We start from the raw sequence: 16,234 nt of genomic DNA, 5'->3' as shown, positions 1-16,234 counted from the left end.
GGCCTCAGCGGTCCTCATCGGAAAGGTCTTTGTAGTCCACGTCCACCGGCCGGTCCTTGCCGGGCGCGGGGCGGCCGTCCAGCGTTTCGGTCAGCTTGTCCAGCTGGCGTGCGGCGTCCTTGGCGGTGCGCTCCAGGCCACGCACCAGTACAGCGGCGTAGACGCCGCTGATGAGGTTCAGCGCGCCTTCCACCAGCAGGATAACGCCGATGGCCATCACAAGCAGCTGCACCGTCTCGAAGGGATTGGCCACCATCAGAATGCCCAGCACCACCGACAGGCCCGCCAGAACGAGGAAACTCCACCAGTGGGCGTAGCCCATGGCTTTCAGCTCAAAGGCGGACTGCAGCCGCACCACCGCGTCCACGATGACGTACAGGCCCACCAGAATGGGCAGGACCGAGACCACAGTATCCGGTTTGATGAGCAGGAACACGCCCAGCGCCGCGGCGGCAACACCGAACACAAGGCCGAAGTAATCGAAGAAGAAACGCTCTTCGGCCCGCACATAGCCCCAGACGCTCAGCAGACCCTTGATGAGGATGACCGCGCCGAAGAGGTAGCACACCAGCCGCAGCGAGGCCTCCGGCCAGAGCAGCAGCGCCAGGCCCAGAAGCATGAAGGCCAGCGCCGAGAGCAGGAATCCCTTTTTCATATGTGTCATTGTTTTGACCGTCCTTTCCCGCAGGGCCGTTCTCAGGCTCTGCCTGTTGGCGTTCCATAGGTTTAGTATACCATATTCGCGGCGCAAACAAAAGACGGGGCGGCCCCCACGGGCCGCCCCGAACCTTTTTTATTGCATCAGCTCGCACACCGCCTGGGCGTAGGCCACAGGGTCCTCGATGGGCAGGCCCTCGATAAGCAGGGCCTGGTCGTAAAGGATGCGGGCGTATTTGCCCAGTTTTTCGCTCTCGCCCTTCTCCTGCAGGCCTTGCAGAGCGGCGAAGATGGGATGGTCGGCGTTGATTTCCAACACCTTCTGGCTCTTGGGCGCGCCCTCCGCACCGGGCATGGCGGAGAGCACTTTCTCCATCTCCAGAGACAGGGGCCCTTCGCTGGACAGGCACACCGGGTGGCTCTTCAGCCGGGTGGACAGGCGCACCGCCTCCACCTTGCCCGCCAGCGCCTCCTTCATGGCGTCGAACAGGGGCTTGTTGGCCTCGGTCTTTTCCTCGGCGGCCTTCTTCTCTTCCTCGGTCTCAAGGCCCAGGTCGCCGGAAGAGACGTTCTTGAACTCCTTCTCCTTATCCTTTTCGCCATAGCGGCGCAGCATCTGCAGGCAGAATTCGTCCACGTCCTCGGTGAGCAACAGCACGTCGCAGCCCTTGTCCAGCACCATCTCGGCGGCGGGCAGCTTGGCCAGGCGGTCGGCGGAATCGCCGGCGGCGTAGTAGATGAACTTCTGGTCCTCGGCCATCTTCTCCACGTACTCGGCCAGGGTGACCATCTTCTTTTCCTTGGCGCTGTAGAACAGCAGCAGGTCCTTCAGCTGGTCGGCGTTCATGCCGTAGTCGGCGTAGCAGCCGTATTTCAGCTGGCGGCCGAAGTTCTTGAAGAACTCCTCGTACTTCTCCCGGTCGCCAGTTTTCATTGCGTTCAGCTCGTTCTTGATCTTCTTTTCGAGGCTGGTGCGAATGAGCTTGAGCCGCCCGTCCTGCTGCAGCATCTCACGGCTGATGTTGAGGCTCAGGTCCTGGCTGTCCACCACGCCCTTGACGAAGCTGAAGTGGTCCGGCAGAAGGTCGGCGCACTTTTCCATGATGAGCACGCCGCTGGCATAGAGCTGCAGGCCCTTTTCGTAGTCGCGGGTGTAGTAGTCGTAGGGCGCGCGGCCGGGCACGAACAGCAAGGCGTTATAGGTGGCGGTGCCCTCGGTGCGGCTCACAATGACCCGGGCGGGGTCGGTGAAGTCGTAGAACTTATCTTTATAGAACTGGTTGTACTCCTCGTCGGTCACCTCGCCCTTCGAGCGCTTCCAAAGCGGCACCATGCTGTTGAGGGTCTCCAGCTCGGTGTAGGTCTCGTACTCAGGGGTGTAATCCTCGCCGGCGTCGGCGGGCTTTTCCTTCTGGCGGGTCTTTTCCCGGTACATCTGGATGGGATAGCGCACATAGTCGCTGTACTTCTTGACGATGCCCACCAGGGTGTACTCGTCCAGGAAACGGTCGTAATTTTCCTCGGGGGTGCTCTCCTTCACCACCAGGATGACCTGGGTGCCCACCTCGGGCTTGTCCGCCTCGGTGATGGTGTAGCCCTCGGCGCCCTTGCTCTCCCACTTCCAGGCGGTATCGCTGCCGAAGGCCCGGCTGATGACCGTGACCTGGCTGGCCACCATGAAGGCGGAGTAAAAGCCCACGCCGAACTGGCCGATGATGTCAATATCGTCGGCTTTGTTCTCTTTCTTGAAGTCGAAGCTGCCGCTGCGGGCGATGGTGCCCAGGTTCTTTTCCAGCTCCTCCTTGGTCATGCCGATGCCGTTATCGGTGATGGTGATGGTACGTTTTTCTTTGTCCAGCGTCAGGTGGATCTTATAGTCCTCCTTGGCGGTGGTCACCGAGTGGTCGGTGAGGCTTTTGAAATAGAGCTTGTCAATGGCGTCGCTGGCGTTGCTGATGAGCTCCCGCAGAAAGATCTCCTTGTTGGAGTAGATGCTGTTGACCATCAGGTCCAGCAGCTTTTTGCTTTCGGCTTTGAATTGTTTCACTGCCATGTATGTTCGCTCCCTTTATATCAAATCTCATATCAGATAATTTTAGCACTCTTTATATCAGAGTGCTAATTAACTATAGCGCGTTTTGCACAAAAAAGCAAGGGCTTTCACACAAAATTTAAAAAGCGTTCAAAAAAGCCCCCGCGCTTCGGTCGGGGGCAAACTTCTTTAAGGTGTGACGGAACGGAGGAACTGCTCCATCGTTTCGCGGCGGGGAGTGATGACTGCCAGATCAACACCGGGGGTTTGCTTGGGCATACGCTTCCAGGTCGTCGGCAAGATTCTGGCCTGAAAGGAGATAGTCCTGCAGGATGTATTCTTCGGAGCAGCCGGCCCGCCGCAGCAGAAGGGCCGCCACCACGCCGGTGCGGTCCTTGCCGGCGGTGCAGAAGAACAGCACGTTGGTCTGCGCCTCGGAAATGATTTGCAGGATGCGTTTCATCTGGTCATCCACCATGTTGATGTAGGACTGGGCCACCCACGCAGGGCTTTCGGGAAGGACATCGCCGCCGGTCACCGGCAGGTGCAGGTAATGAAATCGTTCATCCTGTTCCAGCGGGCAGGGCTTTGCCGCCCGCTCTTTCCCGGTGCGGAGGTCTACCGCCGTGGTGATGTTGTTGCTTATGAGCCACTGTTTTTCTTCCTCCGTCACCCGCAAGGGCACGTCGCTGCGGACGTAGCGCAGACAGCCCGGCAGGATGGCCCGGGTGTTTTTGGTGGCGGCAAAAAAACGGTGCATGTGCTCTCCTCCCTCTCAGCCCGGCGTGAACAGTTCGTCCACGGTGGTGCCCAGTTCCTGGGCCAGCTTGAAGGCCAGCGCCAGGGTGGGGTCGTATTTGTTGTTCTCGATGGCGTTGATGGTCTGGCGGGAAACACCGCACTTTTTGGCCAGCTGCTCCTGCAAAAGGCCCTTTTCCCGGCGCATTTCGCGAATCTTATTTTCCACGTTCAAAATCACCGTACCGTTTCTTTAACACCAGCAGCACCACGAAGTAGGTCACCGCGGTGACGCTGAGGTCGATAAAGGGGTTGGACTGCAGCTTCTGGGCCCGCACCACCGCCTCCACCACGTCGAACACCTGGGTCAGCACCGTGATGAGCAGGGTGAAGGACCCGGCCTTCCAGACGATGAGCTGGCGGCGCTCATCCCCCACCCGCACCAGCGAGACCACCATGGCCACATCCAGAGCGATGGTGCCCAGCAGAAAAAGCCCGAACAAAATCAGGAAAAAGTTATCCCACGTGAACATGCCTTGCGTTACAGGATCCATTGCGCTGCCTCCTTTTCAAAATGTCAAATTCTTTTGACATCATCAGCATATCATGGGTAGTATGATATGTCAAGAGTTTTTGACATTTCGTTTTAAAGAAATGCGGACGCCGCGTTTGCGGCGCCCGCAGGAAGCTTGTTTTGAGCGGTGTCCGCCTTTAGCGGGTGCTCTTGTCGTAGGGGATGCCCTCCGCCTTGGGAGCGCGGCTCTTCTTGCTCGTGAAGGCCAGCACCAGCAGGGTGATAAGGTAGGGCAGCATGCGGTAGAAATGGGGGCTGATGCCCAGATCGGCCAGCAGGAACACGCCGTCGCCGTTGATGTCGATGCTGGCGTAGGAGGCGGCGATGCACTTGAACAGGCCGAACAGCAGCGCCGCGCCGGCGATGTTCAGGGGCTTCCAGTTGCCGAAGATCATGACGGCCAGGGCCAGGAAGCCGAAGCCCGCCACGTCGCCGGTGGAGGCGCAGTTGGCGGTGGTGAGGGCGTAAACGAAGCCGCCCATGCCGGCCAGCGCACCGGAAATGGTGGTGCCGGCGTAGCGCATAACGTAGACGTTGATGCCCAGAGAGTCCGCTGCCTGGGGATTCTCGCCGCAGCTGCGCAGGCGCAGACCGAAGCGGGTCTTGTAAAGCAGGATGGACAGAACGATGAACAGCAGGATGCAGATGTAGGTGGCAAGATAGGTCTTGTCGATGAAGGTGCGCCCGAAGAAGCCCATCTCATCGCCGCGGCCATAGCCGAAGAAGCTCTTCTTGATCATAAACCAGCTGGCGGAGTCGCCTTCGGCCATCTGCAGAGTGTTCTGGTTGGCGATGATGCGGATGAAGAAAAGCACCAGGGCGGGAGCCAGCAGGTTCAGAGCGGTGCCGCCGATGGTCTGGTCCGCCTTCAGGTTCACCGAGGCGAAGGAGAGCAGCAGCGAGAACACCGCGCCCATGAGAGCGGCAACGGCCATGGCCAGCACCATGAAGCCCTGCAGAGCCACCCAGTCGCCGGCGGCCTTTGCCTCGGCAAAGACGCCCGCTTTCTGGGTGAGGTTGACGAACAGCACGCCGATGAAGGCGCCGAAGATCATGATACCTTCCAGAGCCAGGTTGATGATGCCGCTGCGCTCGGCGAAAACGCCCGCCAGCGCCACGATCATCAGAGGCACGGCATAGGTCAGAGTCTGTTGGATCAGAAAGGTCATTTCGCCTCGCCTCCTTTCGCGTCCTGCGCTCCATCCGGAGCGTCAGCCGGTGTATCCGGCGCGGGAGCCGGGGCGGCAGCCGTCGCGGGGGCCGCCTTGTGCTTTTTGCCGCGGCCGCTGAGCCACAGCTTGATGACCAGCGAGAAGGCGCTGAGGTAGACGATCACGGCGATGATGACATCGGTGATGTACTCGTTGTAAGCCGTCAGGTTGGTCAGCTGCAGACCCACGATGTCCAGCATGGACATGAAGCAGCCGGTAAAGATGACGCCGATGGGATTGCTGGCCGCCAGAAGGGCAACGGGGATGCCGTTGAAACCGGTGGCGGGCAGGGTCTGGTAGGTGGACCAGAAGAACTCGGTATTGCCGGCAAGATAGTAAAGAGAGGCGGCGGCGCCGGACAGCGCGCCGGCGATGGCCATGCTCAAAACGATGTTGCGCTTGTCGCCAATGCCGGCGTAGCGGGCGGCGTGGCGGTTGGCGCCACAGGCCTTGAGCTCATAGCCCAGGGTGGTCTTGTTCATCAGAATGTAGACCAGGATGGCAATGACGATGGCAATGATAATGCCGCCGTTTACCTGCGAGCCGGGGAACAGCTTGTCCAGACCGAATTTTGCGGTCTGCACGCCGTTGTAACTGGTCTTGTAGATGTAACCGCTCTTGGTGTTCTCCACCAGGTTGCGGTAGTTGCTGCCGTCGAACATCCAGGTGACCAGGTTGGCGGCGATCCAGTTGGTCATGATGCAGGCCAGCACCTCATTGATGTTGAGGAAGGCCTTGACCAGGCCGGGGATGCAGCCCCACAGCGCGCCCGCCAGCATACCGCCCAAAAAGGCGATGAGCCACACCAGCGGAGCGGGCACCGTTTCGGTGGGGATGCCCAGCGCCAGCATCAGGGTGGCGGCGGTGCCCATCAGGTACTGGCCGGGGGCACCGATGTTGAACAGACCGGTCTTGAAAGCGACCGCCACCGACAGACCGGTGAGGATCAGCGGGGTGGCGCGGAACAGCATGTTGCCCACGCTGGTGGGATTGAAGCCAAAGGTCAGCTGACCGGCGGCGTTGCGGCCGGTGCTGAACAGGCCGCCGAACACCAGGCGGATGCCCTCCCAGGCGCCGGCGAGGCCCAGGTTTTCGTTGCCCAGGCCCACCACCAGGATGATGACGCCGCCCACGGCCATGCCGATGAGAATGGAGATCAGCGAGGCCAGCACCGACTTGGTGCCGTCCTTCTGCCACAGTTTGGAAAGTCCTCCGTTCATGCGCCCTCACCCTCCTTCTTTGCTCGTTTTGCGCCGGCCATGTAGAGGCCCAGCTCCTGCACGGTGGTGGTCTTGGGGTCGAGCTCGCCAACGATCTCGCCCTCGTACATCACCAGGATGCGGTCGGCGAGGCTCATCACCTCGTCCAGCTCCAGGCTGACCAGCAGCACCGCCTTGCCGGCGTCCCGCTGGGCCACCAGCTGGCCGTGGATGTACTCAATGGCGCCCACGTCCAGGCCGCGGGTGGGCTGCACCGCCACCACCAGGGGCTTGCCCCGGTCCAGCTCGCGGGCGATGATGGCCTTCTGCTGGTTGCCGCCGGACATGCTGCGGGCGATGGTCACGGGGCCCTGGCCGCTGCGCACGTCGTACTGGGCGATCAGCTTTTCGGCGTACTGGCGCACCGCGCCGTTGTCGATGAAGCCGAAATGCTCAAAGCGGGGCTCGAGATAGGTCTGGAGCACCATGTTCTGCTCCAGCGTGAAGTCCAGCACCAGGCCGTGCTTGTGACGGTCCTCGGGGATGTGGCTCATGTCTTCGCCCCGGTGACGGATGGAGGCGTGGGTGATGTCCTTGCCGCACAGGGTGATATGGCCGCCATTGGACTTATCCAGCCCGGTGAGGCCGTGGATGAACTCGGTCTGGCCGTTGCCGTCGATGCCCGCGATGCAAACGATCTCGCCCGCGCGCACCTCAAAACTCACGTCGTTCACCGCGTTGTGCTTGTGGCCGCCCTTGCCGGGCATGGAGAAATGCTCCACCTTGAGCACCGTTTCACCGGGCTTGGCGGGCTGCTTGACCACTTCCAGCTGCACGGGGCGGCCCACCATCATGTTGGAGAGGGACTGCTTGTCCGTGTCGGCGGTGTTGACGGTGCCGATGTATTTGCCCTTGCGCAGAACGGTAACCCGGTCGGCCACCGACATGATCTCATTGAGCTTGTGGGAGATGAACAGGATGCTCTTGCCCTCTTTGGCAAACTCGCGCATGGTGTTCATCAGCTCGTCGATCTCCTGCGGGGTGAGCACGGCGGTGGGCTCGTCGAAGATGAGGATCTCGTTGTCGCGGTAGAGCATCTTCAAGATCTCCACGCGCTGCTGCATGCCAACGGTGATGTCCTCCACCTTGGCGTCCAGATCCACCTTCAGGCCGTACTTCTCCGAGAGGGCCTGCACCTTGGCCCGGGCTTCCTTCTTCTGCAAAAAGCCCATGCGGGTGGTCTCGGCGCCCAGGATGATGTTGTCCATCACGGTGAACACGTCGATCAGCTTGAAGTGCTGGTGCACCATGCCGATGCCCAGAGCCGTTGCGTCGTTGGGGTTGTTGATCTTCACCACTTCGCCGTTCTTGCGGATCTCACCCTTTTCCGGCTGATACAGGCCGAACAGCACGCTCATCAGCGTGGATTTGCCCGCGCCGTTTTCGCCCAGCAGGGCATGGATCTCACCCCGCCGCAACTGGAGGGTGATGTCGTCGTTGGCGATGATACCGGGGAACTCTTTGGTGATGTGCAACATCTCGATGATGTTCTCGGTTTGCATGATTTTGGTCCCGCCTCCTCCGCATAAAATGTGCGTTTGTAACAGTTTTTATTATACCGTACAGACGGGCAAAACACAAGAAAATTCCCGCCTTTCACCGGTACAAAAAAAGGGGGCGAAGGCAATGCCTTCGCCCCCTTTCGTTCACATCAAGAGAAACGATCAGATGATGTTCAGATTCAGGTTGGAGTACTCCTGCTCCAGGTTGTTGTAATCGCTGTCGATGATCAGCTCGCCGTTCAGGACCTTCTCGTACAGAGCGTTGTACTCTTCCGCGGTGAAGGTCTCAAAACGCCAGGAGCTCTCGGCGGTGGGCAGGCCCACAGCATGCTCGGCAACGCCCAGGCTGGTGGCAACGCCGCCGATCTCGGAGAAGGTGCCGTCGTAGACCTTGGCAACAGCCCACTGCACAGCGTCGGCCAGGCCCTTCATGGCGCTGGTGATAACGGTGTCGGACTGAGCGGACTGGTCCACGTCAACGCCGACCACATAGCCGTCGTTGGCAGAAGCAGCAGCAGAGATGGACTGGAACATGGAACCACCGCAGGCGAACACGATCTCGGTGCCGTTGGCGTACCAGCCTTCCATCATGGTCTGCAGCTCAGGAGAAGCGCCGAAGGAAGCGCCGTACTCCCAGGAGAAGTTCATGTCGACAGTCTTGCCCAGCTCGGCAGCGGCAGCGTTGGCGCCCTGCACGAAGCCGTAGCCGAAGCGGCAGCAAGCGGGGTTGGTGCCGCCGCCACCACCGGAGAAGCCCAGCTTCTCAAAGCCGTCCTTCACAACGGCGTAGCCGGCGAAGTAACCAGCCTGCTCTTCCTTGAAGGCGATGGCAGCAACGTTGGTCAGGGTGTTGCCCTCTTCATCGGCCAGAGGATAGCCGTCGATGAAGACGAAGGGAACCTCGGGGAACTCGGCGGCGGCGCGCTTCAGGGCAGTCTCCTGCATGAAGCCGGCGCAAACGACCACCTTGGCGCCGCCCTCAACAGCGGCCTTCATGGCGTCGTAACGGTCGTCGTCGGTGGCCTGGTCGCCGTTGGCGGGCTGGTAGTACTTGTAGCTCAGGCCGTTGGCGGCGGCGTACAGCTTAACGCCGTCGTAGGTGCCCTGGTTGAAGGACTTGTCCTTCAGCTGGCCCACATCGGTGATGAAGGCGATCTCGTAGGTGCCGTCGGCGCTGGTCATGTTGTCCTCGATGTCATCGGCGGACACAGCGTCGGTCTGCTCAGGCTCGCTGGCAGGGGTGGAGGCGGAGGTGGGCTCGCTGGCAGGAGTGGAAGCGGGGGTAGACGCAGGAGTACCACCGCAGGCAGCCAGAGACAAAGCCATCGCCGCAGCCATAACAAGAGCGATAAACTTCTTCATGTTTGACTCTCCTTTTTTCTTTGGCCGGCGGCATGCCGCGCTGCGATGCAGCCCGACGGGCCGGCCTTTTTGTGTGTGCCGGGCACTCAGATGCCCGGCGGCGCAATACAAGTATACAGCCCCGAAGTCCGGTTTTCAAGGATTTCAGAGCAAAACGGGCAGTTACAAAAAGTTACACACGCCGCTCCCGATCCGTTTTTTTTGCGCCGCAAAGCGCTTTTTCTCACTCCAGATTCGCCGGGCCGAAGCCGATGGGCAAAAGCTCGCCCAGGGTCATTTCCAGGTAATCGTCCTCGCTTTTGGCCAGGATGACCTGCAGCTCGTCGCCGCCGAACTCATAGAGGAACTGGCGGCACACCCCGCAGGGCGAGGTGACCAGCGTGTTCACCTTGCCCTCGGCCGCGCCCACGATGGCGATGCGGCTGAATTCCCGCACGCCCTCGCTCACCGCCTTCACCAGAGCGGTGCGCTCGGCGCAGCAGGTGGGGGTGTAGGTGGCGCTCTCGATGTTGCAGCCGGTGAACACCCGGCCGTCCTTTGCCTCCAGCGCCGCGCCCACCTTGAAACGGGAATAGGGCGCATAGGCCTTCTCCCGGGCGGCGAAGGCAGCGCGGATGAGCTCCTGTTTGGTCATGGTGTTTTCCTTTCTCACTCGGCTGCGCCCAGGGCGATCTTCATCATGTTGGTGAAGGTGGTCTGGCGCTGCTCGGGGGTGGTGATCTCCGGGCTGACAAAGCTGTCGGAGATGGTGAGGATACAGGCGGCCTTTTTGCCCAGCACGGCGGCGTTGTGGAAGAGGGCGAAGCTCTCCATCTCCACGGCCACGCAGCCCTTCTCGTCCCGCAGGATCTCCCAGTAGGTGGGGTTTTTGCGGTCGTCGTGGCGGTAGAACACGTCGCTGGAGTGGATGACGCCCTCCACCAGGGGAATGCCCTGGGCGGCGGCGCTGGCGCGCAGACGGTCGTTCAGCTCGGCGCTGGGCAGGATGGTGTCGCCCTCAAAGCCGGACATAGTCTTTGCAAAGCTGCTCTCGGAGTAGGCGGCGGTGGCCAGCACCACATCGTAGAGCTTTGCCTTGTCGGTGTAGGAGCCGGCGGAGCCGATGCGGATGATGTTCTCCACGCCGTACTGGGCGTAGAGTTCGTGGGAGTAGATGCCGATGCTGGGCATGCCCATGCCGCTGCCCATCACGCTCACCTGTTTGCCCTGGTAGGTGCCGGTGTAGCCCAGCATGCCGCGCACGTCGTTGAAGAGCACGGGATTCTCCAGGAAGGTCTCGGCGATGAATTTCGCACGCAGGGGGTCGCCGGGCATCAGGACGGTCTTGGCGATCTGGCCTTTTTCGGCTTTGTTGTGGGGGGTAGACATAAGTGTTCTCTCCTTTTGAATGAAATTATGGAAAAGGGCTCATCGGCCCTCGGGGCGTTCTTTCACAAGGCCGGTCTGATAGGCGGCCACCAGGCGCTTGAGGTCCTCCACGTCGGCGGCCAGCTTGCGGCCGTTGTCCGTGTCGCCCACCAGCACACGTTTTTTGGTGGTCTCGAACACATCCACGCTGGACACGATGTCCAGATTCTCGCTGATGGCCTTCTCCACCGTCTCAAAGGGCTGGTGGGCCCGCAGGGAAAGGCCGTGGCTGTTGTAGACCAGAGTATAGCCTGCGATGCCGGTGCGCCGGTGGTAGGCACGGCAGAAGCCGCCGTCGATGCGGATCATCCGCCCGGCGCCTTTCACCGGGCTCTCCCCTTCCACCGTGCGCACGGGAACGTGGCCGTTGACGATATGGCTGCGGGTCTGGTCCAGCCCGAACTCCGCCAGAATGGCCCGATCCATGCGGGTGTCGTTGACATAGCGGTAGTAGGGGTTGCTGGGTTCCACGTGGGTGATCTTGTCCGCCACGAAGAGGCGCTCGAAGGTGGTCATCTTGGCCCGGCCGTAAAGGGGCGACAGCTTGCCGCACCACAGATACCACAGAAAGTCGCAGCCGGTCTGCCAGGCCTCGCTGCCCTCGGGGGAGAAATAGGCCCGCCGGGCCCGCTCGTCGCAGTAGTCCATCAGCGCCTTGCCCGCGTAGCCGTGCTGCTCGAAGGTCTCCACCTGGAAGCTGCCGGACTCGGTGAGGGGCACCGCCCCGTGGAACATCAGGTTGCCGTTCTCAATGTGGTACACGCCGCCCTTGGCGTAGAGAAAGCGCACATGGCGCTGCAGCCGCTCGCTGTCGGTGAAGCTGCGGCACAGGGAGGCCAGCACCTCCTCCTCGGCAGGGGTGAGGCGGGCGGGGTCCGCCGGGTCCACGGTGGGCAGGTCGTCATCCTGCAAAGGATAGCGCCGGCCCTCCACGTCCACCGTGCCCGCCGCAAAGTCGATGCGGCGCAAAAAATCCCGGCCCTCCAGCTCAAAGTCCGGGTTGCGGTCGATGACGGCGCACTCCAATTTGAACATGATGACGGCGATGGCCTTGTGCATCCGGGCCACCCTTGCCAGCTCGCTGCGGTGGTAGGGGCCGCGGCTCTCGTCCACCTGGGGATAGAAATGGTGGATGTCGCAGTCCCGGTAGGTGTTCTCGGCAAAGAGGGCCAGCGGGCGGGTGTTGATGCCGTAGCCGTCCTCCACCGCTTCCAGATTGTTGTAGGCCAGGGTGGTGCGCAGCACCGTGGCGATGCAGATGGGGCTGCCCGCCGCCGCGCCCATCCAGACCACGTCGTGGTTGCCCCACTGGATGTCCACCGAGTGGTGGGCCATCAGCTGCTCCATGATGAGGTCCGGCCGGGGGCCACGGTCATAAATATCGCCCAGAATGTGCAGTTTGAACACCGCCAGCGTCTTGATGAGCTCGCACAGCGCCTCGATGAAGTCGTCCGCCCGGTCCACCGCCAGGATGCTGTTCAGGATCTCATTGTAGTAGAATTCCTTGTCGTGGTCCTCGAAGTGGGCGTGGAGCAGCTCGTCCAGAATGTAGGCGTAGTTTTTGGGCAGCCGCTTGCGCACGAAGCTGCGGGTGTGCTTGCTGGACACCACCCGGCAGACGTCGATGAGCCGGAACAGGGTCTGCCGGTACCAGGCGGGCAGGTCGGTCTGGCGGGCTTTCAGCTCGTCCAGCTTGCGGTTGGGATAGTAGATGAGGGTGGCGAACTCCGCCCGTTCGGCTTCGCTCACCTCTTCGCCCAGCACCCGGTCCACTTTTTCCTTGATGACGCCGGAGGCGTTGTTCATGATGTGGGTGAAGGCTTCGGCCTCGCCGTGGAGGTCGCTCATGAAATGCTCGGTGCCTTTGGGCAGCTTGAGAATGGCCTGCAGGTTGATGATCTCGCTGCAGGCGCTGGCGATGGAGGGGTACTCCCGCGCCAGCAGGGTGAGATATTTCAGGTCTTTGCGCAGCTTATCCGCCCCGGAGCGCATGACATCCGTCCTTTCATTTGTCTTTTTGCGGGGAAAGATTGCACGATCAGCTTTCACGGCCATTATACCACACCGGGCAGGAAATATGGTACAATATTCACGGAAAATTTAAAACCCCCGCGAAAGGTCGTGTCCCATGGTCATTCCCACCCACTGCGAACTGTGTCCCCGCCGCTGCGGCGCGGACCGCACAAAACGCCCCGGGCGCTGCGGCGCTGGCGGGCAGCTGCGCGTTGCCCGTGCGGCCCTCCACTTCTGGGAGGAGCCCTGCATCAGCGGCGAAAAAGGCAGCGGCACGGTGTTCTTCACCGGCTGCTCCCTGGGCTGCTGCTACTGCCAGAATTATGCCATCAGCCAGCAGGGGCTGGGCAAGGACATCGACGAAGCGCGCCTTGCGGACATTTTCCTGGAATTGCAGGAAAAAGGCGCGGCCAACCTGAACCTCGTCACCGCCACCCAGTGGCTGCCCTGGGTGACCGCCGCCCTGGATTCCGCCCGCGCCCGGGGCCTGGCCCTGCCGGTGGTGTGGAACACCGGCGGCTACGAAACGCCGGAAACGGTGGCCGCTTTGAAGAACTATGTGGACGTATGGCTCTGCGACGTTAAGTATATTTCGGCAGAAATCTCCAAAAAGTATTCCGATGCAGCGGATTACTTCACCGTTTGCGAAAAAGCGGTAAAAGCCATGCTGGAGCTGGCGGGGCCGCCGGTGTTCGACGAAGAGGGCTACCTGCAAAAGGGGGTCATTCTGCGGCACCTGGCGCTGCCGGGCGCCCTAGCGGACAGCCGGGCGGTGCTGGACTGGATGGCCACCCTGCCAAAGGGCAGCTTCATCCCCAGTCTGATGAGCCAGTACACACCTTTTTATAAGGCGAAGGAGATGAAACCGCTGGACCGGCGCATTTCCACCTGGGAGTACCGGCAGGTCATCGACCGGGCGGTGGAGCTGGGCCTGACCGAGGGCTACATGCAGGAAAAGAGCAGCGCGAAGGAGGAGTACACGCCTCCCTTCGACCTGGAGGGCGTATGATGGGAAATGTGTTGAGCCTTGTTTATATGGGGATATTTCTGGCGGCGGGCGCGGGCCTTGCCCGCCGGTTTGTGCCCCATTCTGACTTGCAGGAGCGGGTGGTGTTCGCCAGCGCCTTTGCCACGGCGCTGCTGGCGGGGCTGCCCGCGCTGGCGGCGCTGGTCTTTGACTTCACCCTGCCCGCGGCGCTGACGGCGCTGGCCGCGGCGGCGGGCCTTGCGGTGTGGGGCTGGCTGCCCGCTGCGGGCACGGCCATGGGCGGAAAGGCGGAGCGGGGGTTCTGGCTGTGCATTCTGCCGGCGCTGTGCCTCACCTTCTGGCTGCTGTTCACCCACACCCTTTCTTTAAAGGACGGGGCCTACTGGTGCGGCCAGAGCACCTACGGCGACCTTCCCATGCACCTGGCCCTCATCCAGGCGCTGGCCCAGCAGGGCGACTTCCCGCCGGGCTTTTCGCTGCTGGCGGGGCAGACGGTGGCGGGCTACCACTATCTGGGCGAGAGCGTGTCCAGCGTGTTTCTGCTGCTGGGGGCGGGGCTGAAGTTCGCCTGCCTGCTGCCCCAGTTCACGGCGCTGCCGGCGGTGTTCGGCGGGGTTTGGCTGCTGGCCAGGCGGCTTTTGAAAAGCGCCGGAGCGGCCAGCCTTGGCTTCTGGCTGTTCTTCATGGGCAGCGGTTTCGGCTTTGTCTACTTCCTGGGCGGCGAAAAGGGCAACTTCACCCGCATCTTCACCGCCTTTTACGAAACGCCCACCAACTATGTGCAGGAGAACATCCGCTGGGTGAACCCCATCGTGGACATGCTGGTGCCCCAGCGGGCCACCCTGTTCGGCTGGGCGCTGCTCTTCCCCGCTCTGGCGCTGCTGGCGGCCTTTGCGCTGGAAGGCCGGCGGGAACTCTGGCCCGGCCTGGCGCTGCTGGCCGCGCCCCTGCCCCTCACCCAGACCCACGCCGCCCTAGCACTGGTGCTCATCTGCGGGGTGCTGTTTTTCCGTCAGCTGCTCACCGACCGCAGCCGCGCCGCCCTTGCCCCCTGGCTGGTGTTTGCGGCGGTGTGCGCGGTGTTCTGGCTGCCCCAGATGCTGGGGGAGATCCTGCCCGGCGTGCAGGGAGGCGAGCGTTTTCTGCGTCTTTCCTTCAACTGGGCCAACGAGGGCGACAACTACTTCTGGTTCTACATCAAGAACATCGGCGTGGTGTATCTGCTGCTCATCCCGGCCTTCATCGCCGCGGACAAGGCCTTGCGCTGGTTCTACGGCGGCGGGCTGGTCATTCTGCTCTTGAGCGAGTTCGTTGTGTTCCAGCCCAACAACTACGACAACAATAAACTCCTGTTCGTCTGGCACCTGCTGGGCTGCGTCCTTGTGGCGGGGCTGCTCTGCCGGCTGGTGAAAAAGCTGCCCCAAAAGGCCGTCGGCGCGGCGCTGGCAGGCGTGCTGGTGTTTCTGGCCACCTTCGGCAGCGTGCTGACCGTGGGGCGGGAACTGGTGAGCGAATACCAGCAGTTTTCCGCCGACGCCATTGCCGCCGCCGACTGGGCCAAGGAGGAGACCGACCCCCACGCCCTGTTTTTGACCGGGACCCAGCACATCAACGCGGTGGCCAGCCTGGCGGGGCGCACGGTGCTCTGCGGCAGCCCCAGCTATCTCTATTACCACGGCCTTGACTACGCCGACCAGCAGGCGGCGGCCAAAGCGATGTACGAAACGCCCAGCGCCGACCTTCTGGAGGAGTGGGGCGTGGATTACGTGGTATTCAGCGGGTTTGAGCGCAGTGAGTTTGCCGCGGATGAAGAATGGTATCAGCAAAACTGCACGCTGGCCTTCAGCCATGGCGACTATGCGATCTACCAGGTGGAATAAATGATAAACCGAAGGCCCCGCAGGGCGTTGTCCTGCGGGGCCTTTCATTTGCCGGGGCACCTCCCGCCCGGCGGCGGCATATCCTGTTTTATCAGACTTTGTGTTGGGAGGAATCCACAATGGAAAAAACAGATCGCGCCGGCAGGGCCGGCTGCAGCTGCCGCACATCCTGCCCGGAGCAATGCCCCGGCGAGAGGCCGTGCACTGCCTTTGCGTCCTTTTTTATTTTTGAAAAGCGCTTTCAGAACGGCGCGCCCATTCCCTGGGTGACAGGCGTGGCGGACCCGACGGGCAGCATCGTTCTGACCAACGATGAACAGATCGACCTGCTGCCGGGATACTATTATATCTCCTACAGCGTTGCCCCCGTGCTGGAGGAAGCCGGTTACCTGCAGGTCACGCCCTCCGTCAACGGCACGCCCTATCTGTTCTACGGGGCCTACTTCAAGGAGAGCGCCGGGTCTTCCAGCGCCACCGGGGCCAACACGTTCATCCTGCATCTGTCGGCGCCGGCCAGCCTGCGGCTGACCTGCAACAGCAGCGTGGCCAACCGCGCCGGCGCGGCCACTCTTTCGGTGCTGAAGCTGGCCCCGGCAGCGCTGTGACGTTTC

15 protein-coding genes are annotated in these 16,234 nt (G+C 61.8%); 3 read left to right on the top strand and 12 right to left on the bottom strand.

Going from position 1 to position 16,234, the window contains the following annotated elements; genetic code table 11:
* Positions 1-4: 4 nt before the first annotated feature.
* From ACMNAY_RS00905 to ACMNAY_RS00850, 12 genes are all read right to left on the bottom strand, one after another.
* Entirely contained in the window at positions 5-664 is a 660-nt protein-coding gene (locus ACMNAY_RS00905; protein ID WP_394967939.1) for an HdeD family acid-resistance protein, read from the bottom strand.
* Between the two features lie 129 nt (positions 665-793).
* Complete coding sequence (htpG, locus tag ACMNAY_RS00900) at positions 794-2,710, bottom strand: molecular chaperone HtpG (protein WP_418718032.1); 1,917 nt, start codon at positions 2,708-2,710, stop codon at positions 794-796.
* A gap of 232 nt (positions 2,711-2,942) precedes the next feature.
* Positions 2,943-3,449 carry a tyrosine-protein phosphatase gene (locus tag ACMNAY_RS00895; protein WP_418718031.1) on the bottom strand — a complete coding sequence of 169 codons (507 nt, stop codon included), beginning with the start codon at positions 3,447-3,449 and terminating at the stop codon, positions 2,943-2,945.
* Between the two features lie 15 nt (positions 3,450-3,464).
* The gene (locus ACMNAY_RS00890; protein WP_330057853.1) at positions 3,465-3,656 is read right to left on the bottom strand and encodes a helix-turn-helix transcriptional regulator; all 192 of its coding nucleotides are present in this window, start codon (positions 3,654-3,656) and stop codon (positions 3,465-3,467) included.
* Positions 3,646-3,981 carry a hypothetical protein gene (locus ACMNAY_RS00885; RefSeq protein WP_394978021.1) on the bottom strand — a complete coding sequence of 112 codons (336 nt, stop codon included), beginning with the start codon at positions 3,979-3,981 and terminating at the stop codon, positions 3,646-3,648. The genes ACMNAY_RS00890 and ACMNAY_RS00885 overlap by 11 nt, the downstream gene beginning before the upstream one ends.
* Positions 3,982-4,138: 157 nt before the next feature.
* Positions 4,139-5,170 carry an ABC transporter permease gene (locus ACMNAY_RS00880; protein WP_394978023.1) on the bottom strand — a complete coding sequence of 344 codons (1,032 nt, stop codon included), beginning with the start codon at positions 5,168-5,170 and terminating at the stop codon, positions 4,139-4,141.
* Positions 5,167-6,432 carry an ABC transporter permease gene (locus tag ACMNAY_RS00875; protein WP_394967928.1) on the bottom strand — a complete coding sequence of 422 codons (1,266 nt, stop codon included), beginning with the start codon at positions 6,430-6,432 and terminating at the stop codon, positions 5,167-5,169. The genes ACMNAY_RS00880 and ACMNAY_RS00875 overlap by 4 nt, the downstream gene beginning before the upstream one ends.
* Positions 6,429-7,973: an ABC transporter ATP-binding protein gene (locus ACMNAY_RS00870; protein ID WP_394967926.1), complete on the bottom strand. Its 1,545-nt coding sequence runs from the start codon at positions 7,971-7,973 to the stop codon at positions 6,429-6,431. Before ACMNAY_RS00870 ends, ACMNAY_RS00875 begins: the two co-directional genes overlap by 4 nt.
* 162 nt (positions 7,974-8,135) lie before the next feature.
* Positions 8,136-9,335 carry a BMP family lipoprotein gene (locus ACMNAY_RS00865; protein WP_394967925.1) on the bottom strand — a complete coding sequence of 400 codons (1,200 nt, stop codon included), beginning with the start codon at positions 9,333-9,335 and terminating at the stop codon, positions 8,136-8,138.
* 223 nt (positions 9,336-9,558) lie between these two features.
* Positions 9,559-9,969 (bottom strand): cytidine deaminase, encoded by a 411-nt coding sequence (locus ACMNAY_RS00860; RefSeq protein ID WP_394967923.1) that lies wholly within the window; start codon positions 9,967-9,969, stop codon positions 9,559-9,561.
* Positions 9,970-9,983: 14 nt separating this feature from the next.
* On the bottom strand, positions 9,984-10,703 hold the full coding sequence (gene deoD, locus ACMNAY_RS00855; protein WP_394967922.1) for a purine-nucleoside phosphorylase: 720 nt from the start codon (positions 10,701-10,703) through the stop codon (positions 9,984-9,986).
* 39 nt (positions 10,704-10,742) lie between these two features.
* Positions 10,743-12,734: a fructose-1,6-bisphosphatase gene (locus ACMNAY_RS00850; protein ID WP_418718030.1), complete on the bottom strand. Its 1,992-nt coding sequence runs from the start codon at positions 12,732-12,734 to the stop codon at positions 10,743-10,745.
* 136 nt (positions 12,735-12,870) lie between these two features.
* On the opposite strand from ACMNAY_RS00850, the gene ACMNAY_RS00845 reads away from it, so the two are divergent.
* The 3 genes from ACMNAY_RS00845 (at position 12,871) to ACMNAY_RS00835 (ending at position 16,228) form a co-directional block, all read left to right on the top strand.
* Complete coding sequence (locus ACMNAY_RS00845; RefSeq protein ID WP_418718029.1) at positions 12,871-13,764, top strand: radical SAM protein; 894 nt, start codon at positions 12,871-12,873, stop codon at positions 13,762-13,764.
* Positions 13,764-15,623 (top strand): hypothetical protein, encoded by a 1,860-nt coding sequence (locus tag ACMNAY_RS00840; protein WP_418718028.1) that lies wholly within the window; start codon positions 13,764-13,766, stop codon positions 15,621-15,623. Before ACMNAY_RS00845 ends, ACMNAY_RS00840 begins: the two co-directional genes overlap by 1 nt.
* 119 nt (positions 15,624-15,742) lie before the next feature.
* Positions 15,743-16,228: a hypothetical protein gene (locus tag ACMNAY_RS00835; protein ID WP_418718027.1), complete on the top strand. Its 486-nt coding sequence runs from the start codon at positions 15,743-15,745 to the stop codon at positions 16,226-16,228.
* Positions 16,229-16,234 lie beyond the last annotated feature (6 nt).

Source organism: Candidatus Allofournierella merdipullorum, assembly GCF_048426865.1.
GTDB lineage: Bacteria > Bacillota > Clostridia > Oscillospirales > Ruminococcaceae > Allofournierella_A > Allofournierella_A merdipullorum.
This window is presented reverse-complemented; position numbering and strand designations above follow the sequence as displayed.